Source organism: Arthrobacter sp. NPDC057259, from assembly GCF_042668995.1.
Taxonomy (GTDB): Bacteria; Actinomycetota; Actinomycetes; order Actinomycetales; family Micrococcaceae; genus Arthrobacter.
The window spans coordinates 47,488-74,174 of record NZ_JBHUYA010000004.1 but is presented as its reverse complement, the minus strand read 5'-3'; the positions used below and the strand labels follow the sequence as shown (position 1 = coordinate 74,174).

Below are 26,687 nucleotides of genomic sequence, written 5' to 3'. Positions count from 1 at the left end.
AGGCCGTACCGCGAGGGGACGGCCAAGAGGCGGGCACGACGCCGTGCGGCGTCCTTGCATTCTAGTCAACGGTGCCGCGGGCGGGGTTTGTTCCCGTCCGCGGCACCGTTTCGATAACGGACCGGTTACTTCTGGGCCCAGAGGTTGATGTCGGACTCGACGGCGAACTCGTCGATGGCGTCCAGTTCCTCGGCGCTGAAGTCGAGCTTGTTGATCGCGGCGAGGCTGTCCTCGAGCTGCCGGACGCTGGAGGCTCCGACGAGCGCGGAGGTGACCGGGGCGCCCTTGCGCTGGTCGCGCAGGACCCAGGCGACGGCCATCTGGGCCAGGGTCTGGCCGCGGCCCTCGGCGATCCGGTTGAGTCCGCGGACGCGGTCCAGGTTCTCCTCGCTGATCATGTCCGTGTCCAGCGACTTGTGCTGGGCGGCGCGGGAGTCCTCGGGGACCCCGTTGAGGTAGCGGTCGGTGAGCATGCCCTGGGCCAGGGGTGAGAACGCGATGGACCCGGCCCCCACCTGCTCCAGCGCCTCGTGCAGGCTCGGGCTGCCGTTCTCGGTCCAGCGGTTCAGCATCGAGTAGCTGGGCTGGTGGATCAGCAGGGGCGTGCCGAGGTCCTTCAGGATCCGGGCCGCTTCCAGGGTCTGTTCCGGGGTGTAGGAGGAGATGCCGGCGTAGAGGGCCTTCCCGGAGCGGACCGCCTGGTCCAGGGCGCCCATGGTTTCCTCCAGCGGGGTTTCCGGGTCCGGGCGGTGGCTGTAGAAGATGTCCACGTAGTCCAGGCCCATCCGCCCCAGCGACTGGTCCAGGCTGGCCAGCAGGTACTTGCGGGAGCCCCAGTTGCCGTAGGGGCCGGGCCACATGTCGTAGCCGGCTTTGCTGGAGATGATCAGCTCGTCGCGGTAGGGGGCAAAGTCGTCCCGGAAGTGCCGGCCGAAGTTGGTTTCGGCGCTGCCGTAGGGCGGGCCGTAGTTGTTGGCCAGGTCGAAGTGCGTGACGCCCAGGTCGAAGGCGCGGCGCAGGGTGTCCCGCTGTACCTCGAAGGGCTTGTCGTCGCCGAAGTTGTGCCACAGGCCCAGTGAGATGGCCGGCAGTTTCAGGCCGCTGCGCCCGACCCGGCGATAGGGCATCGTGTCGTAGCGGTTTTCCGCTGCGGTGTAGGTCATGGGTTTCCTTCCGTTCTGGCGTTATTTCCCGGACGAGACGATGCCCGCGCTGTGGCCGGGCAGGCTCAGCGTCCCGCCGTCGAGGGCGACGGCGTCGTCCGTGGCGAGCCCCAGGGAAGACCCGGTAACGGACACGGTCCGGGCCTCGGCGGAGAAGTTCAGGGCGACCTCGGAGCCGCCGCGGCGCAGCAGCAGCCAGCCTTCGTCCTCGTTGAAGTCGACTGCGGTGTCCGCGAACCCGCCGTCGGTGAGGTCCGGCGTCGAGCGTCGCAGGGCGATGAGTTCCCGGTAGAGGTCCAGCAGCCGGGCGTGGTCTCCCTTGGAGGCCTCGGCCCAGTTCAGCTTGGAGCGGGTGAACGTCTCCGGGTCCTGGGGGTCGGGGACGACGTCGGGGTCCCAACCCATGCGTTCAAATTCCTTAATCCGGCCCTCGGCGGTGGCCTTGCCCAGGTCCGGTTCCGGGTGGGAGGTGAAGAACTGCCAGGGCGTGCTGGCTCCGTATTCCTCACCCATGAACAGCATCGGCGTGAACGGGGCGGTGAGGGTGGCGACGGCGGCGAGGGCCAACTGCCCGTAGCCCAGGGTCTGGGAAAGCCGGTCGCCGGTGGCCCGGTTGCCGATCTGGTCATGGTTCTGATTGCAGACCACCAAGGCGGCGGGGTGGACCAGGCCGGTGTTGATCGGCCGGCCATGGTGCCGTTCCCGGAAGCTGGAGTAGCTCCCGTCGTGGAAGAAGCCCTTCTCCAGCACCTTCGCCAGTGCGCCGAGGGAGCCGAAGTCCTCGTAGTAGCCGGTGGTTTCGCCGCTGACGTTGACGTGCACGGCGTGGTGGAAGTCGTCGCTCCACTGCCCGGCCAGCCCGTAGCCGTTCGCGTCCCGGGGGTAGAGCAGGCGCGGGTTGTTCAGGTCGGATTCGGCGATCAGGGTGGCGGGCCGGCCGGTTTCGGCGGCGACGGCGTCGGCGAGCGCGCCGAAGTCCTCCAGCAGGTGGACGGCGCGTTCGTCCTTGAAGGCGTGCACGGCGTCTAGCCGGAGGCCGTCGACGTGGTAGTCGCGCAGCCACATGGCGGCGTTGTCCAGGATGTAAGAGCGGACGACGTCGGAGCCGGGCCCGTCGAGGTTGACCGAGTCACCCCAGGTGTTGCCCTCGCCGGACTTCAGGTACGGGCCGAAGCGGGGCAGGTAGTTGCCGCTGGGGCCGAGGTGGTTGTAGACCACGTCCTGGATGACGCCCAGCCCGGCGGCGTGGGCGGCGTCGACGAAGCGCTGGTAGGAGGCCGGCCCGCCGTAGCCCTCGTGCACGGTGTACCAGAGGACGCCGTCGTAGCCCCAGTTGTGGGTGCCGTTGAAGCCGTTGACCGGCAGCAGTTCGACGAAGTCGACGCCGAGGTCGGCGAGGTAGTCGAGTTTTCCGGCGGCGGCGTCGAGGGTTCCCTCGGGGGTGAAGGTGCCCAGGTGCAGCTCATAGATGACGCTGCCTTGCAGTTCCCGGCCGGACCAGCCGCCGTCGGCCCACTGGTGTGCGCGGGGGTCGAAGGTCCGGGAGAGGGAGTGGACGCCCTCGGGCTGCCGGCGGGAGCGCGGGTCCGGCAGCGGGCTGTCGTCGCCGTCGAGGAGGTAGCCGTAGTCGACGTCGCCGCCGGCCGGCGCGTCCGCCGCCGTCCACCAGCCCTCGGGGCCTGAGGTTGCGCGGGTCATGGTGTAGCGCTGGCCGCCTGCGAGCAGGACGACGTCCTTGGCCTCCGGCGCCCAGATGTCGAAGCGCGCGGATCCGTCTGTGGGCAGTGTCATTGCCGTTCCCCCTGGGTTGGCGTGGGTCTGTGAAGGGCTCATGCGGTCGGGGCGAGGAGGGCCACCGGGAAGTGGCGGAGGAGATCCCCCACCGCCACGGAGCCGGGTTCGAAGGACCGGCCGGTGAGCTGGTCGGTCATCGGCACGGCGAGCTCAAGGGTCGTGTCCTGCCAGCCGCCGCGCTGCTCCAGGCCGTGGGGCAGGCGGGTGGCGACGGTGACGGCGCCCGGGGCGTCCTGCCCGCGGTCGAAGGCGACGACGTGGCCGGCGGCGTGACCGGTGGCCTGCAGCGGCGTGTAGCCGGTGAAGAGGTCCTGCCGATCGCGGCGCAGGCGCAGCGCCCGGGAGGTGACCAGGAGTTTGGCGTCGTCGTCGCGGTAGGAGTCCGGCAGGTCGCCGCCGTCCAGCCGCGCCAGGGCGGCCCGGCGGGCGCCGAAGTCGAATGGACGCCGGTTGTCCGGGTCGGTCAGGGACCGGTCCCAGAACTCGGTGCCCTGGTAGACGTCCGGGACGCCGGGAATGGTGAGCTGGACGAGCTTGGCGCCGAGCGCGTTGACGGCGCCCCGCGGGTCCAGCCATTCGACCAGTGAATCCAGCTCGGCACGAACGGCCGGGTTGTCGAAGGCGGCGTCTACGGCGGCGGTCAGCTTGGTCTCGAACTCCTCGTTCGGGTCCAGCCAGTCGGTGGAGTTCCCCGCTTCCCGGGCGGCCTTCTGCGCGTAGGACTGCAACCGTTCCCGGTCCGCCGGCCAGACCCCGGCGATGGCCTGCCAAAGCAGGTTCGCCAGCGGGCCATCGGGCAGCGGGGCGAGCTGCTGCAGCCGTCCCAGAGCCGCGCTCCATTCGGCGGGGCACTCGGCGAGCACTGTGATCCGGGCGCGGGTGTCCTCGCTGCGTTTGGTGTCGTGGGTGCTGAGCGTCGTCATGGACAGGGGCAGGCGCTCCTGCCGGCGGGTCATCCGGGTGTGGAAGTCGTCCACGGAAACCGCGAATTCGGTGGGGTCCGCACCGACCTCGGTGAGGGTGCCCAGCCGGGTATAGCGGAAGAAGGCCGTGTCCTCGACGCCCTTCGCCATCACCATGCCGGAGGTCTGCTGGAAGCGGCGGCCCAGTTCCTCACCGGCGTCGGGGCCGGCCTTCAGGAGCAGCGGCAGCAGGCTGCGGACGGCGTCCTTGAGCTCCGGGCGGCGCTCGACGGCGAGATCGCACGCTTCCTTCAGCACGTCCTCCCCCTCGGGCAGGTAGCTACGGTAGACCGGAAAGGCGGAAATGATCTCGGAGAGGGCGTCCGCCGCGGCGGCCACGGTCAGGCCCGCGTCCGCCGGGACCAGCCGGGCGAGGCGGAGCATCTCAGAGTGCAGGATGCCGTCGGTGATGCGGCGCTTGGTGCCGCGGATCATGTCTTCGTAATCGGGGACCCGTCCGTCGCGCAGCGACGCGTCCAGGGCATCCAGGCCCGCCTGGCCGGCCGGGTCCACGAAGAGCCGGTCCACGTCCGCGAGCGCGTCGTACCCCGTGGTGCCCTCGGCTTCGAACCCGGCAGGCAGTTCCTCGCCCGGTTCCAGGATCTTCTCGATCAGCAGGTACGCCCCGCCGGTGGCCTCGCGGAGCCGGTGCAGGTAGCCGCCCGGGTCTGCCAGGCCGTCCGGGTGGTCGATGCGGAGCCCGTCCACCAGGTCCTCTCGGAACCAGCGGACAATCTCCTCGTGCGCCTCGTCGAAGACTTTCGGGTCCTCGACCTTGATCCCGGCGAGGGTGTTGACCGCGAAGAAGCGGCGGTAGTTCAGCTCGTTGTCGGCGCGGCGCCAGCCCACCAGTTCGTAGTGCTGACGGTCGTGGACCTCGCGGGGATCATCCCCGGCGGAGTAGGTCCCGGCTGCCAGGGGGAACCGGTGGTCGTAGTACCGGAGTTCGCCGTCGCGGACCTCCAGGACGTCGACGTCGGAGTCCTCACCGAGGACGGGGATGCGGATGCGTCCGCCGCCGAAGTCCCAGTCGACGTCGAACGCCGGGGCGTAGGGCGACTGGCGGCCTTCCTTGAGCAGGGACCACCACCACGGGTTCTGGACCGGGGTGGCGACGCCGACGTGGTTGGGCACGATGTCAACCAGCACGCCCATGCCTGCCTCGCGGGCGGCTCGGGAGACCGCGGTGAGGCCCTCGGGGCCGCCGCGGTCGGGATCCACGGCGGACGGGTCGGTGACGTCGTAGCCGTGGTCCGATCCTTTCTCCGCGGTCAGGATGGGTGAGAGGTAGATCCAGTCGACACCGAGCGACTTCAGGTACGGGACCTGGGCGGCGGCGTCCTGCAGGGTAAAGCCGGACCGGATTTGCAGCCGGTACGTGGAGATCGGTGTTTTCATGCCTGGGTGGCCTTCGCTTCGCTCTCGTCAGCGGCCTTGGTCTGGGCCTGAACCATCTCTTCCTGGGCTTCTTCATCGGCGGCGCGGGCGGCCAGCGATGCGGCGGCCGAGTAGTCGACCTCCACCTCGGGGCCTGTGTAGGCGCGCAGCACCACCATGGACTTGGCGGCGAGGGTCAGGGTGGTCCCGGCCTTCAGCGGCTCGTAGTCGTCGGCCTGGGCTGCGGTGTCGATGAGGACCTCCCAGTTCGGGGAGTACTCGTCCGGCGGAAGGACGAAGTCGACGCCGTCGTCGTGGGCGTTGAAGGCCAAGAGGAAGCTGTCGTCGGTGATCCGCCGGCCTCGGGAGTCCTGTTCTTGGATGCCGTGGCCGTTGAGGAACACACCGATGGTCCGGCCGAAGCCGCTCCCCCAGTCCTCCGGGAGCATGCCCGTTCCGTCGGTCTTGAGCCAGACGATATCCGGCAGCTTCTCACCCTCGCCGCGTACCACCGGGCGGCCGTCGAAGAAACGGCTGCGGCGGAAGGTGGGGTGGTCGTGGCGGAGTTTGTTCACGAAAGCGGTGAATTCCACCAGCGGCTGGTCCATCGCCTCCCAGTGGACCCAGCTGAGCTCGGAGTCCTGGCAGTAGGTGTTGTTGTTGCCCTGCTGGGTGCGGCCGAGTTCGTCGCCGTGCAGCAGCATGGGGACGCCCTGAGAGAGCAGCAGGGTGGCGATGAAGTTGCGCTGCTGGCGGGCGCGCAGTGCCAGTACGGTCTCGTCGTCGGTGTCCCCCTCGATGCCGCAGTTCCAGGAGCGGTTGTGGGATTCGCCGTCGTTGTTGCCCTCGCCGTTGGCCTCGTTGTGCTTCTCGTTGTAGGACACGAGGTCCCGCATGGTGAAGCCGTCGTGTGCGGTGACGAAGTTGATGGAGGCCACGGGCCGGCGGGCGGAGCTCTCGTAGAGGTCCGCGGAGCCGGTCAGCCGGGACGCGAATTCGCCCAGGGTGGAGGGTTCGCCGCGCCAGAAGTCGCGCACGGTATCCCGGTACTTGCCGTTCCATTCGGTCCACTGCGGAGGGAAGTTGCCCACCTGGTAGCCGCCGGGGCCGACGTCCCAGGGCTCGGCGATGAGCTTGACCTGGGAGACGATCGGGTCCTGCTGAATGAGTTCGAAGAAGGTGGACAGCTTGTCGACGTCGTAGAACTCGCGGGCCAGGGTGGAGGCGAGGTCGAAGCGGAAGCCGTCAACGTGCATCTCGGTGACCCAGTAGCGCAGCGAGTCCATCAGCAGCTGCAGCGAGTGCGGGTGCCGGACGTTCAGGGAGTTACCGGTGCCGGTGTAGTCCATGTAGTGCTTGAGGTCGCCGTCCACCAGGCGGTAGTAGGCCTGGTTGTCGATGCCCTTGAAGGAGAGCGTGGGTCCCAGGTGGTTGCCCTCGGCGGTGTGGTTGTAGACCACGTCGAGGATGACCTCGATGCCGGCGCGGTGCAGGTCCCGGACCATGGCCTTGAACTCCTGGACCTGCAGGCCGCCGTCCCCGGCGGAGCTGTAGGTGTTCTGCGGGGCGAAGAAGCCGATGGTGTTGTAGCCCCAGTAGTTATTCAGGCCCTTCTCCACCAAGGTGCCGTCGTTGACGAACTGGTGCACGGGCATAAGCTCGATGGCGGTCACGCCGAGCTTCTTGAGGTGTTCGACGACGGCGGGGTGCGCCACGCCGGCATAGGTGCCGCGCTGCTCCTCGGGGATGTCCGGGTGCAGCTCGGTCAGGCCCTTCACGTGCGCCTCGTAGATGACCGATTCATGGTAGGGCACGCGCAGCTGGCGGTCGCCGTCCCATTCGAAGAAGGGGTTGATGACCACGCCGTGCATGGTGTGCGGCGCGGAGTCCGCGTCATTGGTGGAATCCGGGTCGCCGAACTCGTAGGAGAAGAGGGCCGGGTCCCAGTCGATCTGGCCCTTGATGGCCTTCGCGTACGGGTCCAGGAGGAGTTTGTTCGGGTTGAACCGGTTGCCGTTGGCCGGGTCGTAGGGGCCGTGCACGCGGAAACCGTAGCGCTGGCCCGGCTGGACCATGGGCAGGTAGCAGTGCCAGACGTAGCCGTCCACCTCGGTGAGTTCGATCCGCGTTTCGGTGAGGTCGTCGGCCAGGAGGCAAAGCTCCACCCGCTCAGCCTGTTCGCTGAACAGTGCAAAATTGGTGCCGGTGCCGTCGAACGTGGCTCCCAGCGGGTATGCCGTACCGGGCCAAACTTCCATGTGTACTCCTCGTGCGATGCGGACTATCTCTAGACAGACTACTTGTAAGCAGGGTTACTAAATTACCAAGACGCGGCGGGGTCGGTTGTGTTACAGCGCGGCCATGACCTCCGGGAGCGTGCGGGCGATATCGGTGGCCGTGATGGGGCCGCCGCGGCTGGCGAGTGTCCCGGCCCGGCCATGCAGGCTGGCGGCCATGGCGCCGAGGGCGGCCCAGCGGTCCGCGGCCGCGATTCCGGCGGCGGCGAAGTGCTCCGGATCGTCTGCCAGTTGCGCCATCAAGGCGCCCAAGATGCCGCCCAGCACGTCGCCGCTGCCCGCCGTGGCCATCCAGGGGGTGGCCTCGGCCTGGCTGAACACCGCGCCGGACGGGGACGCCACCAGGGTGGTCGCCCCCTTGAGCAGCACCGTTGCGCCGGTCAGGGACACCGCGTGCCGGGCACTGGCCAGCGTCGCGGCCTCGACGGCGGTGCGTTCCCCGGCGGCGCCGTAGCGGCTCAGGAGGGTGGCCAGTTCTCCGGCGTGGGGTGTCAGCACGGTCTGCCCGGTCAGTTCGCGGGGCAGGACGGGGAGGGCGCCGGCGTCGGCCACCACGGGCAGCCCAGCGGCGGCAGCGGCCCGGACGCGGTCGAGCTGCTCCCCGGCGCCGTCGTCGAGTCCGGAGCCGAGGAGCCAGGCCTGGACACGCACGTCGGTGCCCTGGCCGCAGACCACCTCCGGGCAAGCCTGCCGGACCAGGTCGGCGACCGCCGGCGGCCCGACGTAGCGGACCATGCCGACACCGGCGGCGAGGGCGCCGCGGCAGGCGAGGACGGCGGCGCCGGGGTACCGCTCCGATCCGGCGACCACGCCAAGGACGCCGCGGGAGTACTTCTGTGCTCGGCGGGCCGGGTACGGCAGGAGCGCCGCCAGGTCCGGGGCCTGCAGCCGGCGCACGGACGGGAGGCCAAGGCCGTTCTCGACGCCGATGGGCACCGTCACGATGCGGCCGGCATGCTCAGCACCGGGGTCGGCCAGCAGGCCGGCCTTGGCGGCGCCGAACGTCACGGTCACGTCGGCGGGCAGGACCACGCCGTGCGCCTCACCCGTGTCCGCGTCGATGCCGCTCGGGATATCGCAGGCGACCACGAGGACTCCGGTGCCGGGCGCCAGTCTCCGGTTCCGCTGGTCCCGGATCTCACCGGCGAGTAGTTCGAGAAGCCGAGCCGTCGGACCCTCCAGGCCGCCGCGGGCGCCGGTGCCGAGGATGGCGTCGATGACGATGTCGGAACCCGCGGCCCGGCGCGCCAGCCCGGCGGCGGCCCCACCAGAGTCCGGCAGGGCGATGGACCGGCCGCCGGCGGCGTGGAAGGCGGCCAGGCCCTCCGGGTGGGCGTCGCCGGCGGTGAGTATCGCCGTCGTCATCATGCCGCGGCGGGCCAACAGAGCCGCGGCGAAGAGGCCGTCCCCTCCGTTGTTGCCCTTGCCCGCGAGGACGGTGACGCTGCCTCCGTAGAGACGGCGCCCGCGGCCCCGCAATTCCCGCACCACGGCGTTGGCCAGCCCGTAGGCGGCCCGCTGCATGAGAACAGCGCCCATACCGGGGTCAGCAGCTGCTTCCAGGAACCGCCTTTCGACGTCCCGGATGTGCGTTCCGGTATGGGCGCTGATCATGGCTTAGCCTTCGGCGATCACCGTGGCGGTGGCGATCCCGCCGTCGTGGCTGATGGAGAGGTGCCAGCGCTTGACGCCCTTGGACTGGGCCACGGCCAGCACGGTGCCCTTGACCTGCACCGTGGGGCCGTTCTGGTCCAGGCCGATCCAGCAGTCCTGCCAGTTCATACCGGCCGGGGCGCCGAGGACCTTGGCGACGGCTTCCTTGGCGGCAAACCGGGCCGCCAGGGAGCGGGTATTGAGCTCACGCTCGGCCGGGACGAACAACCTGTCCCGCAGCCCGGGGGTGCGCTCCAGTTGCCGTCCGAACCGCTCGATGTCTACGACGTCTACGCCAATGCCTACGATCATGCGGCTATTCTACGGTCACGCTCTTGGCGAGGTTCCGCGGCTGGTCCACGTCGTAGCCCTTGGCACTGGCGAGGGCCAGGGCGAAGATCTGTAGCGGCACGGTGGTCAGCAGCGGCGCCAGCAGCGTGGGGGTTTCCGGGATGTAGATGACGTGCTCGGCGAACGCCTTGACCGCGTCGTCGCCTTCTTCGGCAATGACGATCGTCTTGGCACCGCGGGCGCGGACTTCCTGGATGTTGGAGACAACCTTGGCGTGCAGGGAGTCGCGGCCACGCGGGGACGGGACCACCACGAACACCGGCTGGCCCTCCTCGATCAGGGCGATCGGGCCGTGCTTGAGCTCGCCGGCGGCAAAGCCCTCGGCATGGATGTAGGCAAGCTCCTTGAGCTTGAGCGCACCCTCCATGGCCACCGGGAAGCCGACGTGCCGGCCCAGGAACAGCACGGACTTGGCGTCGACCATGGACTCGCCGAGCTCCTTGATCCGGGCGGCGTCGTCGAGGATGGACTGGACCTTCTCCGGGATCTTGCCCAGGTCGGAGAGGATGTCCTTGATCTCACCCTGGAACTTGTTACCGCGCAGCTGGGCGAGGTAGAGGCCCAGCAGGTAGGCGGCGGTGATCTGGGCCAGGAAGGCCTTGGTGGAGGCGACGGCGATTTCCGGGCCGGCGTGCGTGTACAGCACGGCGTCGGATTCGCGCGGGATCGTGGAGCCGTTGGTGTTGCAAATGGCCACCGTCTTGGCGCCCTGCTCCTTGGCGTAGCGGACCGCCATGAGCGTGTCCATGGTCTCGCCGGACTGGGAGATCGAGACGATCAGGGTCTGGGCGTCCACGATCGGGTCACGGTAGCGGAACTCGTGCGAGAGCTCGACCTCCGTGGGGATCCGGCACCAGCGCTCGATCGCGTATTTCGCGACCTGGCCGGCGTAAGCGGAGGTACCGCACGCGAGCACGATGATCTTGTCGACGCTCTTGAGCAGCTCGGGGTCAATGCGCAGCTCGTCCAAGGTGAGCTTGCCGTCGACGTCGGAGCGGCCCAGCAGGGTCTGCAGCACGGCGTCGGGCTGGTCGTGGATTTCCTTTTCCATGAAGGACGGGAAGCCGCCCTTCTCCGCGGAGGCCGGGTCCCAGTTGACGTGGTATTCCTTGCCCTCGGCCGGGGCGCCGAAGAAGTCGGTGATCTCTACGGAGTCGGCGGTGATGGTGACGATCTGGTCCTGGCCGAGTTCCACCGCGCGGCGGGTGTAGTCGATGAAGCCGGAGACGTCGGAGCCCAGGAAGTTCTCGCCTTCGCCGAGGCCCACCACCAGCGGGGAGTTGCGGCGGGCGGCCACGACGACGTCGGGCTGGTCGGCGTGCACGGCGAGCAGCGTGAAGGCGCCTTCGAGCCGCTGGCAGGCGAGCTGCATGGCCTTGGTCAGGCCGCCGTTGGCGTTGTCGCCGCCGAGCTGGTTGCGGTAGATGTCGCCGAGCAGGGCGGCCGCGACCTCGGTGTCGGTCTCGGACTGGAAGGTCACGCCCTTTTCCAGCAGTTCCTGCTTGAGTTCGGCGAAGTTCTCAATGATGCCGTTGTGGATCAGCGCCAGCTTGCCGCCGTCGGACAGGTGCGGGTGGGCGTTCTGGTCGGTCGGTCCACCGTGGGTGGCCCATCGGGTGTGGCCGATACCGGTGGTCGCATCCGGCAACGGGTTGGCCTCCAGCTCGGCGATGAGGTTGCTGAGCTTGCCGGACTTTTTGCGCGAGGAGATCGCGCCATCGGCGACCACGGCGATACCCGCGGAGTCGTATCCGCGGTACTCCAGCCGGCGCAGACCTTCGAGGACGACGTCCAGGGCCTGGTGCTCGGCACTTACCTGGCCACTCGGGCGGCCTACATATCCAACGATTCCACACATGGGCACCAGCTTATCTGGTTTTAAGGCTGCACTAAGGATCGCTACGCCCGGACCGCCAGCCGTCACGGCGCGTGCATTTCGCTCTGGGCGCCCGCGAGGGCAGAATCTCTAGGGTGACTTCGCAACGCAATGATGCGAACGGCGAGGGCGTCTCCCCGTTCGTGGAGCTGGACCGGCAGACCTGGTCCCGGCTCGCTGCCCAAATGGAGCAGCCCCTCAACGAAGAGGACGTCCTCCGGCTCCGCGGCCTCGGCGACCCACTGGACATGCGGGAGGTCCGTGAGGTGTACCTCCCGCTCTCCCGGCTGCTCCACCTCTACGTTGAGGCGGCCAACCAACTGCACGCCGCCACCACCACGTTCCTGGGCGAGACGACCCGCCGGACCCCCTTCGTGATCGGCGTCGCCGGTTCGGTGGCCGTGGGCAAGTCCACCATCGCCCGTGTACTGCGGGAAATGCTGCGCCGCTGGCCCGGCACCCCCAATGTGGAACTCATCACGACGGACGGTTTCCTCTACCCCCTTGCGGAGCTCAAGCGGCGGCAACTGCTGGACCGCAAGGGATTCCCGGAGTCCTATGACCGCCGCGCCCTCCTGCGCTTCGTCAGCGAGGTCAAGGGCGGAGCGGAGGAAGTCCGGGCCCCGTGGTACTCCCACGTCACCTACGACATCGTCCCCGGCAAGGAAGTGGTGGTCCGCCGGCCGGACGTGCTGATCGTGGAGGGCCTGAACGTCCTCGCCCCCGCCCGCCCGCGCTATGACGGCCGCCAAGGCCTGGCGCTGAGCGACTTCTTCGACTTCTCGATCTACGTGGACGCCAAGACCTCCTATATCGAGGAGTGGTACGTGGACCGATTCCGCAAGCTGCGCACCACCGCGTTCGCCCAGCCGGAGTCCTACTTCCACCGGTACGCCACGCTCTCCGACGCCGAGGCCGAGGAGACGGCCCGCGGGATCTGGAAGCGGATCAACGAGCCGAACCTGGTGGAAAACGTCCTCCCGACACGGGGCCGGGCACAGCTGGTACTCACGAAGGATGCTGACCACTCGATCCGCCGCATGTTGCTCCGCAAGGTCTAGCACGGGTGGGCTATAACCGAGGCGACGACGGGGGTGAGGAGCTTTTTAGCCGCCGGCGCTTCGGCGGTTTTCTGGCCGCGGCAGCCGTCCCGGTGACCGCCGCCGCACTGACAGCCTGCGAGCCCTCCGTCGGACCCGCGCCGTCGGCGTCCGGCACGGGCGTGCCACCAACGCCCGCGGCAACACCGGCCGGCACTTCCCCGGAATCGACGCCGACGGCGATTCCCTCGGCGAGCCCGGAGCCCGCCAACCCGTCGGCGACCGCCCCTGCACCGTCGTCGCCGGCGGCTTCCGCGCCCGGGCCGCAGCACTCCCTGACAGATCCCGCCAGCCCCTGGGTGGTGGTCAACAAACACCGGCCACTCTCCCCGGCAGCCTTCATCCCGCCGGACCTGGTTCAGCCCGCGGTCCGCTTGGCGGTGTCCGGCGAGGCCGCCCTCCTGAACGGCACGACGGCGGCGGCAGCGGAGCGAATGTTCGCCGCCGCCGCGACGGCCGGCGTGGTGATGACCCTCGCCAGCGGCTACCGGTCCTATGTCACCCAGACCTCGACCTATAACGGCTACGTCGCGACGCGGGGACAGGCGGAGGCGGACACCGCATCGGCCCGGCCGGGCTTCTCCGAGCACCAGACGGGGTGGTCGTTTGACATTGGCGACGGCGGGGGCGCCTGCAGCTTCCAGCCGTGCTTCGCCGAGCAGCCCGCGGCTGTCTGGGCGAAGGCGAACGCCCACCGCTTCGGCTTCATCGTCCGGTATCCATGGATGTACCACGAGACCACCGGCTACTACTACGAGTCCTGGCATCTGCGCTACATCGGAGTGGAGGCCGCCGGCGACATGGCCGCCCGGGGTATCCCCACGCTGGAGGAGTACTTCGGCCTGGAAGCCGCACCGGCCTACCTCTGATCGAGGCAGGCGCGCGGGCCATCGCGGACGGGCCGCCGATCAGTCGCCGGCCAGCGCCAATGCGAGTTCGGTCCGGACTACCTCGGCCAGTTCCCCGGCCACCCGTTCTGCGGTTTCGTGGTCCCCTGCTTCGACCATGACGCGAACCACCGGCTCGGTACCCGACGGGCGCAGCAGCACCCGGCCGGTGTCCCCGAGCGTGGCCTCGGCCGCTTCCACGGCGGCGGCGACGGCCGTGTCGCCGTTGACCCGGCTGCGGTCTACGTCGCGGACGTTGATGAGCACCTGGGGAAGCTTCGTCATGACCGTGGCGAGCTCCTTCAAGGGGCGCCCGGTCAGGGCCACCTGCGCGGCAAGCTGGAGGCCGGTGAGGACACCGTCGCCCGTGGTGGCGTGATCGGCAAAAATAACGTGGCCGGACTGTTCGCCACCCAGGCTGAAGCCGCCGTCGCGCATGGCCTCGAGGACGTATCGGTCCCCCACACCCGTTTCCTTTAGCTCGATGCCGGCGCCCCGGAGGGCCAGCTTGAGGCCAAGGTTGCTCATCACGGTGGCCACCAGGACGTCGTCCTTAAGTTTCCCGGCGTCCTTGAGCGCCAAGGCGAGGATCGCCATGATCTGGTCGCCGTCGACCTCGGTGCCCTCATGGTCAACGGCCAGGCAGCGGTCCGCGTCGCCGTCGTGCGCGATGCCGAGGTCTGCCCCGTGCGCCACCACGGCAGCCTTAAGCGGGGAAAGGTGGGTGGATCCGACACCGTCGTTGATATTGATGCCGTCCGGCTCAGCGCCGATGGTGATGACTTCGGCGCCGGCGGTCTTGAACACCTCCGGTGAACAGCCGCTTGCCGCGCCATGCGCGCAGTCCACGACAACCTTGAGTCCCTCGAGGCGGTGCGGAAGCGTGCCGAGCAGGTGGACAATGTAGCGGTCCTCGGCGTCGGAGAAGCGCTGGATGCGGCCGACGTCGGCGCCCACCGGGCGGAGCGGCTCCTCGCCGAGCCTGGCCTCGATCGCGTCCTCGACCTCGTCGGGGAGCTTCTGGCCGCCGCGGGCGAAGAACTTGATGCCGTTATCCGGTGCCGGATTGTGGGACGCGGAGATCATCACGCCGAAGTCCGCATTGAGGTCCGCCACCAAGTAGGCGGCCGCCGGGGTGGGGAGGACACCGGCGTCGTAGACGTCGATGCCGGAGCTGGAGAGCCCGGCCTCCACGGCAGCGGCGATGAATTCGCCGCTGGCCCGCGGGTCGCGGGCGACGACGGCGCGGGGCCGCCCCTGGCCCGTGTTGCGGTCGTGCCCGAGCACGACGGCGGCGGCCTGCGCCAGCTGCATCGCCAGCTCCGCGGTCAACAGGCCATTCGCAAGGCCCCGGACACCATCTGTTCCAAATAATCTAGACATCGTGTCCGAGTTTAGTCGATGGCCCCGGATGCGACGTCGGGTCCCTCGACCCCGTTAACGACGGAAGCCCGCCCCGCACATGCGGGACGGGCTTCCAAAGCAGGCGCTGTTTAGCGCTTGGGGATCCGAGCGCTGGACAGCGCCGCGGGCCCCGGTGTGTGGTCGCGCCAGCGGCCACACACCGGGAAGGCGCTGTTTAGCGCTTGGAGTACTGCTGAGCCTTACGGGCCTTCTTAAGACCGGCCTTCTTACGCTCGATGACGCGGGCGTCACGGGTGAGGTAGCCGGCCTTCTTCAGGGTGGCGCGGTTGTTCTCTACGTCGATCTCGTTCAGCGAACGGGCGATGCCGAGACGCAGTGCACCGGCCTGGCCGGAGGGGCCACCGCCGTGGATGCGGGCGATGACGTCGTAGGCGCCTTCCAGATCGAGGATCTTGAAGGGCTCGTTGACGTCCTGCTGGTGCAGCTTGTTCGGGAAGTAGTTCGCCAGCTCGCGGCCGTTGATGGTCCACTTGCCGGAGCCGGGGACGACGCGCACGCGTGCGACGGCTTCCTTGCGGCGGCCAACAGCTGCGCCGGCAACGGTCAGGGCCGGGCGTTCCTTCTTGGGAGCGGCTGCGTCAGCAGCGCCGCTCTCAGAGGTGTAGCTGGTCAGGTTTTCCTCAGCCTCGACGGCTTCGGTGGTCTCTTCGTTCTGAGCCACGGTTCTCCTTGTATTACTAAAGTTGTTTGGTGGCCAGGACTACTGGGCGACCTGGGTGATTTCGAAAGTCTTGGGCTGCTGGGCGGCGTGGGGGTGCTCTGCACCGCGGTAAACCTTCAGCTTGCCCAGCTGCTGTGCAGCGAGGGAGTTCTTCGGGAGCATGCCCTTGATGGCCTTCTCCACGGCGCGGACCGGGTTGGTCTCAAGCAGCTCCGCGTAGTTGACGGAGGTCAGGCCGCCCGGGTAGCCGGAGTGGCGGTAAGCGCGCTTCTGCTCCAGCTTGGCGCCGGTGAGGGCAACCTTTTCAGCGTTGATGATGATGACGAAGTCGCCCATGTCCATGTGGGACGCAAAGGTGGCCTTGTGCTTGCCGCGCAGCAGGATTGCGGTCTGGCTGGCAAGACGACCAAGGACAACGTCGGTGGCGTCAATGACGTGCCACTGGCGGTTGATATCGCCGGGCTTCGGGGTGTACGTACGCACGGTGTTTGCCTCGTTCTTGTTCTGGCGTTCTTGTTTTAGGCGTCACGCGGGGTGCACCTACTATCTATGCGCTACCGGAACAGAGGTGAGGGCTCTATGTAACCAGTCATCCTGTGGTCTCGAATGTGCACGCGGAGTAGTTATCCTGCAACCGGATTCTCTGCGGGCACGCACCATCGAGATAGGACACGCACAACGACTACCTAGATTAGCGGAAGCCGTGGGTGTGGGTCAAAATGAACTGTGCGCCGCCCGCGGGCCCGTACTGACGCAGTATCGGGCGGCACCATTGCCGCGCTTGATCCCAGGAGGCCCTGTGACCGCTCCCACCACGACCGGTGCGGAACACCTTCCTGCGGCCGGCGCGGCACTCTTTATCCTGGCGATCGCCCTTGCCGGTGTCGTGCTCGACTTCGCAGCCCGGGCCGCCTCCAGACGCGCACTCCCCCAGTACGCCGTTTCGTCACCACGCCGGGCGTGGCCGACGGCGGCTGCGGCCGGACTGCTCTGCGGCGCCCTGGCCTGGCACTTCGGTCCCGCGTCGGAATTACCCGCCTATCTATTTCTGGCAATTACCGCGGTGGAATTGACGCGAATTGATCTTTCTTTCCATATCCTTCCCAACCGCCTCGTAGGCCCGCTCCTGGGTGTTGGCCTGGTGCTCCTGACAGCTTCCGCGATGAGCTCCGGGGAGTGGCCGGCACTGCTCCGGGGCATCATCGGCCTCGTCATTCTCTTCGTTTGCTACTTCATCTTGGCTCTCATCAGTCCCAATGGCATCGGAATGGGAGACGTCAAGCTATCAGCACCCCTCGGCCTGTACTTGGGATACCTAGGCTGGCCCCACCTGTTCTACGGGGGCGCCCTGGGCTTTGTCGCCGGCGGTGTCGCTGCCGCGTTGTTGGTGCTTAAGAACCGCGGAAACAAGCCAAAGGAAGTTGCCTTCGGGCCGTCCATGCTGGCCGCCGCGCTGGCCGTCATCCTGCTCTCCGCCTAAGACCACCCACGGTGTTCCGCCACTCCCGGATAAGTAAGCCGACTTAGCAAAACAAGTAGTTTGCCGTCGGGGCCGTCCCGGACTGAGTACAGCACCCCGGATACCTGCGTAAATGCGCTCTTTTACGTGCGGAAGTCGAGTAGTTGAAATCATTGCCGGGCCGATAATTGCCGTGCCATGGTGGTCGCATCGACGCTCCACCGAATAGCAAATGGGGGATTTGCCGGAGTTTCGATAAACATTCAAAACTCTGGAAAAGGATTAATACAATGACTGGTCTCATGGTCTCAATGCTTTCTTTCATCGCCGGCGTCAAGGGCAAGCTGGAATCCGAAAAGGGTGCCACGGCGACTGAATACTCGCTGCTGGTGGCTTTCATCGCCTTCGGCATCATCCTCGCCGTTACGGCCTTCGGTACAGCCCTCTCCGGCTGGTTCAACGGGCTCGCCGCCACTGTCAACGGATGGGCCCGGTAGGTTTCCGGCCACTTCTCTCAAACAGGTCTCAGCACCAACCTCTGTGCCGCGTCCGCGCCACGTGGGCGCGGCACAGTCCATCCCATCGCTGCATCTATTCCCTGGGGGGATCCTATGAAGCGCAGCAACCAGCCCCCGCGCCCGCCTAGGCGGGCCGGCCGTGAACGCGGGGCGGCCGCCGTCGAGTTCGCCCTCGTTGCACCGATCCTTTTGGCCCTGGTGGGCGGGATCGTCGAGTTTTCTTACACCTACAACCTGCAGATCTCCGTTACCCAGGCGGCCCGCGAGGCCGCACGGACCATGGCGATCTACAACGATCAGGCCCGCGCCCGGACCGCCGCCGTCGCGGGCGCACCGGGGCTCAGCCCGGCCGGCTTCAGCTACACCTTCACGGGCGCCTGCCCCACTGGCGGAACGGGTAACGCCCAGGTGGCGCTCAGCTACACCGCGAACTCCCTCACCGGGATATTCGGCGGCTCCGTGACGGTCCGCGGGACGGGGGCCATGCGATGCCACGGCTAGCGCGGCCAAAGCAGGCCCGGGACGGCAAGGAACGCGGCGCGGCCGGCGTCATGGTGGCGCTGCTGATGTTTGTCCTGATCGGTGCAGGGTCCCTGGCCGTGGACACCGGACAGATCTATGCGGAACGCGCACAGCTGCAGAACGCCGCGGACGCGGGAGCCCTTGCCGCAGCGCAACGGTGCCACTCCGCCGGCACCTGCACCGTGTCACAGGCGCTCACGTGGGCCCGGGAACTTGCAGGACCAAACTCAAACGACGGCGCGTCCGCCGTCGATTCGGTTGACCTGTCCGTCCCCGGACAGGTCAGGGTGGTCACCTCTACCCTGGGCTCCAACGGCGCGGGCTTCCTCACCAAATTATTCGCCAGCGCCCTGAATGCTCCTCCCGCAACCGTCCGTGCCGGCGCTACCGCGTCTTGGGCGCCGCCCCTCGGGGGTTCCGCTTTCCCGTTGGCCATCTCGGACAACTGCTACAACCTATCCACCGCCGCGGCCACGGCCCAGGTCCAGAAGATCTCCTACAAGCCGGGCGGTACCTGCACCGGCCCGTCCGGCACGGAAATCCCGGGCGGGTGGGGCTGGCTGGACCAAAGCTCGCCCTGCGTCGCCACCACCCAGACGGGCAGTAACCGGATCGGTTCGGATCCCGGCAACAACCCGCCGACGGAGTGCGCCGCCGTTCTGACCGGATGGATCAACACCATCTCCGGCGGTGGTGAGGTCAAGGTCACCTTCCCTGTCTTCGATGACGCCTCGAACCAAGGCCAAAACGGTTACTTCCACATCATCGGCTACGCCACCTTCAAGATCTGGGGCTGGAAGTTCGGGAACGGCTCGCCTTACGAGTTCCGCAACGCGGCCTCCGACCCCGGGATGAACAGTTCCCTGGCCTGCACCACGGTGAACTCCGGCGGGGGCAACGGCGGGGGCAACGGTCACAGCGGAAACGGTGGCGGCGGCAACGGCGGCACCACCGGCAACGCGCGCTGCGTCATCGGTCAATTTGTGAAATTCGAAACCATTAATTCGACCCAAACTGGTCCCGGCACTGGCACGGACCTGGGAACGGTCGAAATAACGCTCACACGATAAGTATTTCTAAGGAGTTGAAATGAGAACACGCCTGCTGGGGGGCATTGCGGCTCTACTTGTTGCCATCATTGGCACAGTCCTATTGGTTTCCTATGTACAGAATGCCGATAAACGTGCTGTCGCCGGAACGGAAACAGAATCCGTGTATGTCGTACAGAAAGCAATTCCCGCCGGAACCTCGGCGGACAAGGTGGCCGGCATGGTGGTGAAAAAGGACGTCCCGAAGCTTGCGGTGGCGGACAACACCATCACCGATCTTTCCTCCCTGGGGTCGAAGGTCACGGCGGTCACCCTGGAACCGGGTGAGCAGTTGCTCTCGAGCCGCATGGTCGACGAAACCTCGTTCCTCGGCCCGTCTCGGGTCCAGGTGCCCACCGGGTTGCAGGAGGTCACGCTCAAACTACCCATCGAACGCGTGGCCGGCGGCATTCTGAAGGCTGGCGACACGGTCGGCGTCTTCCTCTCACTGGAATCGGCGGCCACGGGCACCGACGGCGCCAAGCTCAGCCGCACGCAGCAAACCTTCCACAAGGTCCTGGTCACTGCGGCGCAGTATAGCGACGGCGCGGCGACGCAGTCCGGAACGGCCTCGGATAGCGGCGGCGCAAGCCAGGTTTCCTCGACGACGTCGTCGAAGTCCTCCGGCGACGGCGGTTACCTCATCACCTTGGCGCGGAACAGCGCTGACGCTGAGCGGATCGTCTTCGCGGCGGAGTTCGGCAAGATCTACCTGTCCAAGGAACCCTCGGATTCCCCGGACGCCGGAACCGGCACGGTGGATGCGGCAGGGCTGTTCAAATGAGCCGCTTCGTCCTCATCACCCCGAATTCGGACTTCGAACGCCTGGTCCGTCTGGCCGTCAACGGAATGCACGGCGAGCTGCACGTCTTCAAGGCGGATTACCTGCCCGAGGGACCTGCCGACATGCTGAAGCAGTTGGTCGGCGAACCGCCGGAGGTCCTCATCCTGGGACCGGGCGTCCCGGTGGCCGACTCGCTGAAACTGGCCTCCGTCATGGACCTGCAATACCCCGAGATCAGCGTCGTGCTGGCTTGCACTGCAGAACACGAAACCGTGGTCCAAGCCATGCGCGCCGGTGTCCGGGATCTCCTCGATCCCGACGCGGATCCCGACACCATCCGCGTCATGCTCGAGCGGGCCAGCCTGGCCGCTGCCGGCCGGCGCCGGGGGCTGGGTCCGCAGGCCACGGAGCACGCAGACCACGGCCCCGGCCGCGTGATTGCCGTGATGTCACCCAAGGGCGGCGTCGGCAAGACGACGGTGGCCACCAACCTCGCCGTCGGGCTGGGCAAGAGCGCACCGATGAGCGTGGTGGTGGTGGACCTGGACCTGCAGTTCGGGGACGTGGCCAGCGGGCTGCTGCTCGAGCCTGAGTTCACCATCACCGACGCCGTGGCGGGAGCGGCCAGCCAGGATTCCATGGTCCTCAAGACCTACCTCACGGTCCATCCGGCCGGAATCTACGCGCTCTGCGCCCCTCGGACGCCCATTGAGATGGACCGCATCACCGCGGCCCATGTCAGCCACCTGCTGGAGCAGCTGCGGCAGGAATTCCGCTACATCGTGGTCGACACCGCACCGGGTCTGGGCGAGCACGTCCTGGCCACGTTGGAGCAGGCCACCGATGCAGTCTGGATCTGCGGGATGGACGTCCCCAGCATTCGGGGACTGCGGACCGGGTTCCAGATCCTCGACGAGTTGAACCTGGTGCCGGCCCACCGGCACATCGTCCTGAACATGGCCGACCGCCGCGCAGGTCTCTCGCTCAAGGACGTCGAGGCCACCATCGGCGCACCCGTCGACGTCGTCCTTCCCCGCTCACGGACCCTGCCGTTCTCCACCAACAAGGGCGTCCCCATCCTCCAGGACAACAGCCGGGACGCGGCACTCAAGGGCCTGCGGCGCCTGGTCGACCGGTTCAAGCCGGACTGGGACGCCCGGCCCCACAAGCAACTCCACAGAAGGGCGGTAGTCCAATGAGCCTCGCGGACCGGTACCAGCAACTGCGCGGGGTCTCCGGGCCCACCGAAGCCAACAAGCCCGACGACGACGTCTTCGCCGCCTCCAACGCGCCGGCCACCCTCGGCCGGATCCTCGAGGCCAAGACCGCCGCGGAGGCGCAGCCCGCCGCCGAACTGCAGCAGACGGCAACGGTGGCCAGCGAGGCACTCAACGCCCTCAAGGAACGGGCCAGCGCGTCCCTCTTCGAACGGCTCGGCTCCCGCATCACGGACTCCTCGGTGGACGAGGCCGAGCTGCACCAGTCGGTCAAGGAGGAGCTCAAGGCGGTCGTCGAAGAGGAACAGATTCCCCTCTCCGCGGCGGAACGCCAGCGGCTGATCCGGGACATCACCGACGACGTGCTGGGCCACGGACCCATCCAGCGGTACCTGGACGACCCGACCGTCACCGAGGTGATGGTCAACCGATTCGACCAGATCTACGTGGAACGCCAGGGACGGCTTCAGCTCACCGATGCCAAATTCACCTCCGACGAGGCCTTGCGCCGGGTGATCGAGCGGATCGTCTCCAACGTTGGCCGCCGGATCGATGAGTCCTCTCCCCTGGTTGATGCCCGGCTCTCCGACGGGTCCCGCGTCAACGCCATCATTCCGCCGCTCGCGGTCAACGGTCCGGCCCTGACCATCCGCAAGTTCGGCCGGGACCCCCTGACGGTGCACGACCTGGTCACCATGGGCAGCCTCTCGCCCGAGATGGCCGAGTTGCTGCAGGCGTGCGTGCAGGCGCGGCTGAACATCATCGTCTCCGGCGGTACCGGCACCGGCAAGACCACCCTGCTGAACGTGCTCTCCTCGTTCATCCCGAGCACGGACCGGATCGTCACCATCGAGGACGCCGTGGAACTGCAGCTGCAGCAAGATCACGTGGTCCGGCTGGAGAGCCGTCCGCCCAACATTGAGGGCAAGGGCGAGATCTCCATCCGCGATCTGGTCCGCAACTCGCTGCGCATGCGGCCTGATCGGATCGTGGTTGGCGAGGTCCGCGGCGGCGAGTCCCTGGACATGCTGCAGGCCATGAACACCGGCCACGACGGGTCCATCTCCACCGTCCACGCCAACTCGCCGCGGGACGCCGTCGCGCGGTTGGAAACCCTCGTATTGATGGCCGGGATGGACCTGCCACTGCGGGCCATCCGCGAACAGGTTGCCTCCGCGGTGAACCTGATTGTGCACATCACGCGCCTCCGGGACGGCTCGCGCCGGGTCACGCACATCACCGAGGTTCAGGGCATGGAGGGCGACGTCGTCACGCTCCAGGATGCGTTCGTGTTCGACTACGCGGCCGGTGTCGACGGCAACGGCCGCTTTCTGGGCCGGACCATCCCCACGGGGGTGCGCCCCCGCTTTACCGACCGGTTCGCCGAGCTTGGGATTCCGATCTCGCCGGCGGTCTTCGGCGCCGCAGCGATGAGGGGGCGGTAACGGTGGAACTCTCTCCCCTGGTGTTTGTCGGCGGCCTGCTCCTGGTGTACGCCGCCCTGGCCATCGTGATCGTCGTCGTCTTCGCCTCCCGCAGCGTCCCCCTCTCGCGGCGACGTCCAGAGCTGCAGGCCAACCACAACTCCGGCCTGACGAAGCTGACCGACCATGCCGTGACCGCCCTCAACCAGCAGCTCCGCGGCCGGGGCCCGGGCCTGCTCAGCCGGGAACGGCTGGACAGCGCGGGCCTGAAGAAGCAGCCCGGTGACTACCTCCTGTTCGTCGGAGCCGCAGCCTTCGTCGCCGCGGTCATCGGGTTCCTGCTGGGCGGGCTGGTGCCGGCCCTCCTGTTGCTGTTGATGGCGCCGGTCGGGCTCCTTCTCCTGCTGCAGGTCCTGGTCTCCCGCCGACGCCGCAAGTTCGCCGAGCAGGTACCGGACGCCTTGCAAATGTTGGCCGGGGGGCTGCGGGCCGGACACAGCCTGCTCCGGGCGGTGGACGCCGCCGCGGAGGAAAACGAGTCGCCCATGAAAGAAGAACTCAGCCGGGTGGTCAACGAGACCCGGATCGGTCGGGACCTCGGGGAATCGCTGGCAGACGTGGCCCGGCGGACCGCCAACGAGGACTTTGCCTCCATCACCCGGGCCATCGAGATCCACCGCGAGGTAGGCGGTGACCTCGCGCAGGTCCTGGACAACGTGGGTGAGACCATCCGGGACCGGACCCAGCTACGCGGCCAGGTGAAGGCTCTCAGCGCGGAAGGACGTATGTCGGCGTTGGTCCTCATGGCTCTGCCGATCGTGATGTTTTTCGGACTCACGCTGTTCAACCCGCTGTATTCGAAGGTCTTCCTCACCACGTTTCCCGGCTTCCTGATGATCGTCACCGCCGTCGTTCTGCTGGCCGCCGGCGGATTCTGGCTCAGCCGCCTCATCAAACCAAAGTTCTGAGAGGACGAAGACTATGAATCCCATCGCTTATGCCGCCATCCTGGCCATCATCGCCCCGGTGTCCCTCATGACGTGGCTCGCCTTTACCGGCGACCGTGCCGGCCTGCGAAACATCCAAACCAACCTGGGGCGGCGCCCGGAGACGGCCGGGTCTGTGGTGTCCGCCGCTGGGCAGCTCGCGGCCCTCAGCCGAAGGGTCACCCCCAAGGGCTATGCCGCGTGGCTGGACAAGCAGCTTGCCGGTGCAGGGCGGCCGAAGGACTGGCCCCTGGGCCGCGTCATCATGGTTAAGCCGTTGTTGGCACTAACGGGAGCAGTACTGGGGACCATGCTGGTGGCCGGAAGCCCCACCATCACCAACGTCCTCCTGATGGTGGGCGTCACGGCGCTTGCCTACTTCGTCCCCGACATCTTGATCCGGAACAATGCCCAGAAACGTCGCGAGCAGATCAAGCTGGAACTGCCGGACACGCTGGACCAGATGCTGATTTCAGTTCAGGCCGGGCTCGGCTTCGAAACTGCCATGGCGCGCGCTGGCCAGAATGGCAAGGGTCCGCTTGCCGACGAACTCATTCGGACGCTGCAGGACATCCAGGTGGGACGGTCCCGGAAGGAGGCGTACCTGGCCATGGCGCAGCGCGTCGACGTCCCAGACCTGCGGAGCTTCGTCCGCGCCGTCGTCCAAGCGGACAGCTACGGCATCGCCATTGCCGGCGTGCTGCACGCACAAGCCAAGGACATGCGGGTGAAGCGGCGCCAGCGCGCCGAGGAACACGCCATGAAGATGCCGGTCAAGATGCTCTTTCCGCTCATCTTCTTCATTCTGCCCACGCTGTTCATTGTGGTGCTTGGACCGACTGCGATGAGCATCATGGACCTCTTCGCCAAAAAATAAGCCGGCCCGCTCGCCGGCGGCCACAGACCGGACCCCCTCGGACCAGAGTCGAGGGGGTCCTTCTTTGTGGTGGCCACTCGTAAGGAGTCTGAGGCGCAGTATCGGCGCAGGTAAAGGGCAGGAAAGGGACAGTTCGTCAAGCCTTCACACAGGAAGTTGGAAAGTGGGGATCTCGGCGTGTCGGTGGTTGCTAAGTTCCTCTCAGTGCTGGTGCAGGGCCAGCCGCTCACCTCGCTCAGGAGTCACTCATGCGTTCCTTCTTCGCCACCATCGCAAGCCGCCTTCGCCGCGATCAGCGCGGCGCCACCGCCGTTGAGTACGGCATCATGGTCTCCCTCATTGCCGTCGTCATCATCGTTGCCGTAACGCTGCTCGGGAACAACCTCGTTACCACCTTCAATGGGGTTGCATGCAGCGTCAAGGGTGGCACCATGTCTGCCGCAACCACGTCGGGCGGGACAACGACGCCCGGTACCTGCTCAAAGTAACTCCGGCTAAGCCAGCATCTTCCTTTAGGAGATCTCAATGCGTTTCTCTGTAAATGACCTCACTAGCCGCCTCCGGAAAGAGGAGCGTGGGGCTACTGCCGTGGAGTACGGCATCATGGTGTCGCTCATCGCAGTTGTCATCATCGTTGCCGTGACATTGCTGGGGAACAACCTGGTTTCGACGTTCAACAATGTCGCCTGCAGCGTGAAGGGCGGCACGATGTCTGCCGCGGCGGCAGACGGAACTCCCGGTACGTGTTCGAAGTAGAAAGCAGCGATCAGGGTTGGGACAGGAGAAGGACGTCCCAACCCTGATCCCATGCCCCGGGCCCTCCAACCCAAGCATTGAAAGGCGGTTCCCGTGGCCCGAAGGAACGAACGGGGAGCCGTCGCGGTGGAATTCGCCCTCCTCGCCCCCGTCTTGGTCATGCTCTTACTCGGCATCATGGAGTTCGGGCGTGCCTACAACGTCCAGGTCTCCCTCTCCAGCGCCGCGCGTGAGGGAGTGCGAGTCATGGCGATCACCAACAATCCCACTGGGGCCAAGACGGCAGTCAAGAACGCCGCTGTGGCAGTCCAACCTGCGTTGACGGACACTAACATCACCGTCACACCCAACGTCTGCACTTCCGGGACGCAAGTGACGGTCAAGGTGAGCTACACGCTCTCGACGCTGACGGGCATCGCGGGGCCGTTCCCCTTGGAGGGCACGGGGGTGATGTTGTGCGGCGGCTGACCGGCCCGACGACCCGTTCTGACGAGCGCGGCGCGATCGCCATACTCGTTGCTCTGCTCATGGTGACGCTGCTCGGCTTCGCGGCCATCGCGGTGGACGTCGGCATGCTGTACGCGGAGAGGACACAACTGCGTAACGGGGCCGATTCAGCCGCCCTAGCCGTTGCCCAGAAGTGCGCAAAAAATCCTAACGACACGGACTGCGCCACCACGTCGTCACTCGCCAATGGCCTTGCCAATGGAAACGCCAACGACGGGCTCAGCAACATCCAGTCCATCGTGTTGGACAAAGCCAACCGCACCGTGACGGTGAACGCCGGCTCCCAGGAAGCCGGCAAGGAGCCAAACCAGGTATCCCTGTTCTTTGCCCGCGCTCTCGGCCTCAACACCGCTCAAGTCTCGGCCTCCGCCAGCGTGGCCTGGGGCAGCCCGGTCAAAGGCACCACCGCATTTCCGGTTGCCTTCTCCATCTGTCAGGTGCAGGGGTACGTCGACGGCACACTCCAACTGCTTCAGAACCACGGAAGCAACGCCAACGCCGACTGCAACTACGGGCCCTCCGGAGCCGCAGTCCAAGGTGGTTTCGGATGGCTGGTCAGCGACCCCGGCATCTGCGGCGGCCTCATTGACCTCGCCGCCTCCGAAAGCGGCAGCGACCCGGGCAACAGCTACCCATCTGTCTGCACCGCAACCCTCAACAGCTGGGCGGCCAGCATCTCCGCCGGCAAGGACGTCGTGGTGCTCCTTCCCGTCTTCAACAAGGTCTCCGGAACCGGCTCCGGCGCGGTCTACGGCTTGATCAGCTTCGCGGCTTTCAAGGTCAAAGGCTGGAAGTTTAGCGGCAACAACTCGCTGCCCGATTCCTTCCAAAATACGACCCCCAACGTCCCGTCCTCCGTGGCGTGCGACGGAAACTGCCGAGGCATCATCGGCAGTTTCATTCAGTACGTCTCGCTGGCCGATGGCTTCACCCTCGGCCCGGTCGATGCGAACGGAGCCACCATCGTCCGACTGACGCAGTAAAAGGTTTCCCCGTTCTCACG

25 protein-coding genes are annotated in these 26,687 nt (G+C 67.1%); 15 read left to right on the top strand and 10 right to left on the bottom strand.

The window, feature by feature from the left end:
• Nucleotides 1-125 precede the first annotated feature (125 nt).
• From mgrA to glmS, 7 genes are all read right to left on the bottom strand, one after another.
• Nucleotides 126-1,163: an L-glyceraldehyde 3-phosphate reductase gene (gene mgrA / locus ACFUCU_RS08135; protein WP_377971897.1), complete on the bottom strand. Its 1,038-nt coding sequence runs from the start codon at nt 1,161-1,163 to the stop codon at nt 126-128.
• Between the two features lie 21 nt (nt 1,164-1,184).
• Complete coding sequence (treZ, locus tag ACFUCU_RS08130; protein ID WP_377971895.1) at nt 1,185-2,954, bottom strand: malto-oligosyltrehalose trehalohydrolase; 1,770 nt, start codon at nt 2,952-2,954, stop codon at nt 1,185-1,187.
• A gap of 38 nt (nt 2,955-2,992) precedes the next feature.
• Nucleotides 2,993-5,317 carry a malto-oligosyltrehalose synthase gene (gene treY, locus ACFUCU_RS08125; RefSeq protein WP_377971893.1) on the bottom strand — a complete coding sequence of 775 codons (2,325 nt, stop codon included), beginning with the start codon at nt 5,315-5,317 and terminating at the stop codon, nt 2,993-2,995.
• Nucleotides 5,314-7,554: a glycogen debranching protein GlgX gene (gene glgX, locus ACFUCU_RS08120; protein WP_364133272.1), complete on the bottom strand. Its 2,241-nt coding sequence runs from the start codon at nt 7,552-7,554 to the stop codon at nt 5,314-5,316. Before glgX ends, treY begins: the two co-directional genes overlap by 4 nt.
• Before the next feature lie 90 nt (nt 7,555-7,644).
• Complete coding sequence (locus ACFUCU_RS08115; protein WP_377971892.1) at nt 7,645-9,207, bottom strand: NAD(P)H-hydrate epimerase; 1,563 nt, start codon at nt 9,205-9,207, stop codon at nt 7,645-7,647.
• 3 nt (nt 9,208-9,210) lie between these two features.
• On the bottom strand, nt 9,211-9,558 hold the full coding sequence (locus ACFUCU_RS08110) for a holo-ACP synthase (RefSeq protein ID WP_290255883.1): 348 nt from the start codon (nt 9,556-9,558) through the stop codon (nt 9,211-9,213).
• Between the two features lie 4 nt (nt 9,559-9,562).
• Complete coding sequence (gene glmS, locus ACFUCU_RS08105) at nt 9,563-11,455, bottom strand: glutamine--fructose-6-phosphate transaminase (isomerizing) (protein WP_377971890.1); 1,893 nt, start codon at nt 11,453-11,455, stop codon at nt 9,563-9,565.
• 113 nt (nt 11,456-11,568) lie between these two features.
• Between glmS and coaA the strand changes: the two genes are divergently transcribed.
• The gene (gene coaA, locus ACFUCU_RS08100; protein WP_364133280.1) at nt 11,569-12,534 is read left to right on the top strand and encodes a type I pantothenate kinase; all 966 of its coding nucleotides are present in this window, start codon (nt 11,569-11,571) and stop codon (nt 12,532-12,534) included.
• A gap of 5 nt (nt 12,535-12,539) precedes the next feature.
• On the top strand, nt 12,540-13,442 hold the full coding sequence (locus ACFUCU_RS08095) for a D-alanyl-D-alanine carboxypeptidase family protein (protein ID WP_377971888.1): 903 nt from the start codon (nt 12,540-12,542) through the stop codon (nt 13,440-13,442).
• Between the two features lie 39 nt (nt 13,443-13,481).
• Here ACFUCU_RS08095 and glmM read toward each other — a convergent pair whose 3' ends face one another.
• From glmM to rplM, 3 genes are all read right to left on the bottom strand, one after another.
• On the bottom strand, nt 13,482-14,843 hold the full coding sequence (glmM, locus tag ACFUCU_RS08090) for a phosphoglucosamine mutase (protein ID WP_377971886.1): 1,362 nt from the start codon (nt 14,841-14,843) through the stop codon (nt 13,482-13,484).
• Between the two features lie 196 nt (nt 14,844-15,039).
• Nucleotides 15,040-15,546, bottom strand: a complete 507-nt coding sequence (rpsI, locus tag ACFUCU_RS08085) for a 30S ribosomal protein S9 (RefSeq protein WP_290255887.1) — start codon at nt 15,544-15,546, stop codon at nt 15,040-15,042.
• Nucleotides 15,547-15,585: 39 nt separating this feature from the next.
• Entirely contained in the window at nt 15,586-16,029 is a 444-nt protein-coding gene (rplM, locus tag ACFUCU_RS08080) for a 50S ribosomal protein L13 (RefSeq protein ID WP_043454696.1), read from the bottom strand.
• A gap of 316 nt (nt 16,030-16,345) precedes the next feature.
• Between rplM and ACFUCU_RS08075 the strand changes: the two genes are divergently transcribed.
• The 13 genes from ACFUCU_RS08075 to ACFUCU_RS08015 all read left to right on the top strand — a co-directional run bounded on the left by ACFUCU_RS08075 (nt 16,346) and on the right by ACFUCU_RS08015 (nt 26,667).
• Nucleotides 16,346-17,026 carry a prepilin peptidase gene (locus ACFUCU_RS08075; protein WP_377971884.1) on the top strand — a complete coding sequence of 227 codons (681 nt, stop codon included), beginning with the start codon at nt 16,346-16,348 and terminating at the stop codon, nt 17,024-17,026.
• A gap of 269 nt (nt 17,027-17,295) precedes the next feature.
• The gene (locus ACFUCU_RS08070; RefSeq protein WP_364133290.1) at nt 17,296-17,502 is read left to right on the top strand and encodes a Flp family type IVb pilin; all 207 of its coding nucleotides are present in this window, start codon (nt 17,296-17,298) and stop codon (nt 17,500-17,502) included.
• 114 nt (nt 17,503-17,616) lie between these two features.
• Nucleotides 17,617-18,024, top strand: coding sequence for a TadE/TadG family type IV pilus assembly protein (locus tag ACFUCU_RS08065; RefSeq protein WP_364133292.1), 408 nt, complete (start codon nt 17,617-17,619; stop codon nt 18,022-18,024).
• Nucleotides 18,012-19,115, top strand: coding sequence for a pilus assembly protein TadG-related protein (locus ACFUCU_RS08060; RefSeq protein WP_377971882.1), 1,104 nt, complete (start codon nt 18,012-18,014; stop codon nt 19,113-19,115). Before ACFUCU_RS08065 ends, ACFUCU_RS08060 begins: the two co-directional genes overlap by 13 nt.
• Before the next feature lie 19 nt (nt 19,116-19,134).
• Nucleotides 19,135-19,917 carry an RcpC/CpaB family pilus assembly protein gene (locus ACFUCU_RS08055; protein WP_364133297.1) on the top strand — a complete coding sequence of 261 codons (783 nt, stop codon included), beginning with the start codon at nt 19,135-19,137 and terminating at the stop codon, nt 19,915-19,917.
• Complete coding sequence (locus tag ACFUCU_RS08050) at nt 19,914-21,116, top strand: AAA family ATPase (protein WP_364133299.1); 1,203 nt, start codon at nt 19,914-19,916, stop codon at nt 21,114-21,116. Before ACFUCU_RS08055 ends, ACFUCU_RS08050 begins: the two co-directional genes overlap by 4 nt.
• Entirely contained in the window at nt 21,113-22,579 is a 1,467-nt protein-coding gene (locus ACFUCU_RS08045) for a CpaF family protein (RefSeq protein ID WP_377971879.1), read from the top strand. Before ACFUCU_RS08050 ends, ACFUCU_RS08045 begins: the two co-directional genes overlap by 4 nt.
• A gap of 2 nt (nt 22,580-22,581) precedes the next feature.
• Complete coding sequence (locus ACFUCU_RS08040) at nt 22,582-23,526, top strand: type II secretion system F family protein (protein WP_377971877.1); 945 nt, start codon at nt 22,582-22,584, stop codon at nt 23,524-23,526.
• 13 nt (nt 23,527-23,539) lie between these two features.
• Complete coding sequence (locus ACFUCU_RS08035) at nt 23,540-24,421, top strand: type II secretion system F family protein (RefSeq protein WP_377971876.1); 882 nt, start codon at nt 23,540-23,542, stop codon at nt 24,419-24,421.
• A 248-nt stretch (nt 24,422-24,669) separates the two neighbouring features.
• On the top strand, nt 24,670-24,909 hold the full coding sequence (locus ACFUCU_RS08030) for a Flp family type IVb pilin (RefSeq protein WP_377971875.1): 240 nt from the start codon (nt 24,670-24,672) through the stop codon (nt 24,907-24,909).
• 37 nt (nt 24,910-24,946) lie between these two features.
• The gene (locus ACFUCU_RS08025; RefSeq protein ID WP_377971874.1) at nt 24,947-25,177 is read left to right on the top strand and encodes a Flp family type IVb pilin; all 231 of its coding nucleotides are present in this window, start codon (nt 24,947-24,949) and stop codon (nt 25,175-25,177) included.
• Between the two features lie 126 nt (nt 25,178-25,303).
• Complete coding sequence (locus ACFUCU_RS08020; protein WP_377971872.1) at nt 25,304-25,645, top strand: TadE/TadG family type IV pilus assembly protein; 342 nt, start codon at nt 25,304-25,306, stop codon at nt 25,643-25,645.
• Nucleotides 25,633-26,667, top strand: a complete 1,035-nt coding sequence (locus ACFUCU_RS08015; protein ID WP_377971871.1) for a pilus assembly protein TadG-related protein — start codon at nt 25,633-25,635, stop codon at nt 26,665-26,667. The genes ACFUCU_RS08020 and ACFUCU_RS08015 overlap by 13 nt, the downstream gene beginning before the upstream one ends.
• Nucleotides 26,668-26,687: the final 20 nt, after the last annotated feature.

Excerpts from the sequence above, each read along its gene's own strand:
- glmM (WP_377971886.1), bottom strand. The coding sequence starts at position 14,843 with ATGTCTAGATTATTTGGAACAGATGGTGTCCGGGGCCTTGCGAATGGC.
- ACFUCU_RS08055 (WP_364133297.1), top strand. The coding sequence starts at position 19,135 with ATGAGAACACGCCTGCTGGGGGGCATTGCGGCTCTACTTGTTGCCATC.
- glgX (WP_364133272.1), bottom strand. The coding sequence starts at position 7,554 with ATGGAAGTTTGGCCCGGTACGGCATACCCGCTGGGAGCCACGTTCGAC.
- treY (WP_377971893.1), bottom strand. The coding sequence starts at position 5,317 with ATGAAAACACCGATCTCCACGTACCGGCTGCAAATCCGGTCCGGCTTT.
- ACFUCU_RS08050 (WP_364133299.1), top strand. The coding sequence starts at position 19,914 with ATGAGCCGCTTCGTCCTCATCACCCCGAATTCGGACTTCGAACGCCTG.
- ACFUCU_RS08115 (WP_377971892.1), bottom strand. The coding sequence starts at position 9,207 with ATGATCAGCGCCCATACCGGAACGCACATCCGGGACGTCGAAAGGCGG.
- ACFUCU_RS08030 (WP_377971875.1), top strand. The coding sequence starts at position 24,670 with ATGCGTTCCTTCTTCGCCACCATCGCAAGCCGCCTTCGCCGCGATCAG.
- ACFUCU_RS08070 (WP_364133290.1), top strand. The coding sequence starts at position 17,296 with ATGACTGGTCTCATGGTCTCAATGCTTTCTTTCATCGCCGGCGTCAAG.
- ACFUCU_RS08045 (WP_377971879.1), top strand. The coding sequence starts at position 21,113 with ATGAGCCTCGCGGACCGGTACCAGCAACTGCGCGGGGTCTCCGGGCCC.
- mgrA (WP_377971897.1), bottom strand. The coding sequence starts at position 1,163 with ATGACCTACACCGCAGCGGAAAACCGCTACGACACGATGCCCTATCGC.
- ACFUCU_RS08065 (WP_364133292.1), top strand. The coding sequence starts at position 17,617 with ATGAAGCGCAGCAACCAGCCCCCGCGCCCGCCTAGGCGGGCCGGCCGT.
- ACFUCU_RS08025 (WP_377971874.1), top strand. The coding sequence starts at position 24,947 with ATGCGTTTCTCTGTAAATGACCTCACTAGCCGCCTCCGGAAAGAGGAG.
- ACFUCU_RS08035 (WP_377971876.1), top strand. The coding sequence starts at position 23,540 with ATGAATCCCATCGCTTATGCCGCCATCCTGGCCATCATCGCCCCGGTG.
- treZ (WP_377971895.1), bottom strand. The coding sequence starts at position 2,954 with ATGACACTGCCCACAGACGGATCCGCGCGCTTCGACATCTGGGCGCCG.
- glmS (WP_377971890.1), bottom strand. The coding sequence starts at position 11,455 with ATGTGTGGAATCGTTGGATATGTAGGCCGCCCGAGTGGCCAGGTAAGT.
- ACFUCU_RS08060 (WP_377971882.1), top strand. The coding sequence starts at position 18,012 with ATGCCACGGCTAGCGCGGCCAAAGCAGGCCCGGGACGGCAAGGAACGC.
- ACFUCU_RS08110 (WP_290255883.1), bottom strand. The coding sequence starts at position 9,558 with ATGATCGTAGGCATTGGCGTAGACGTCGTAGACATCGAGCGGTTCGGA.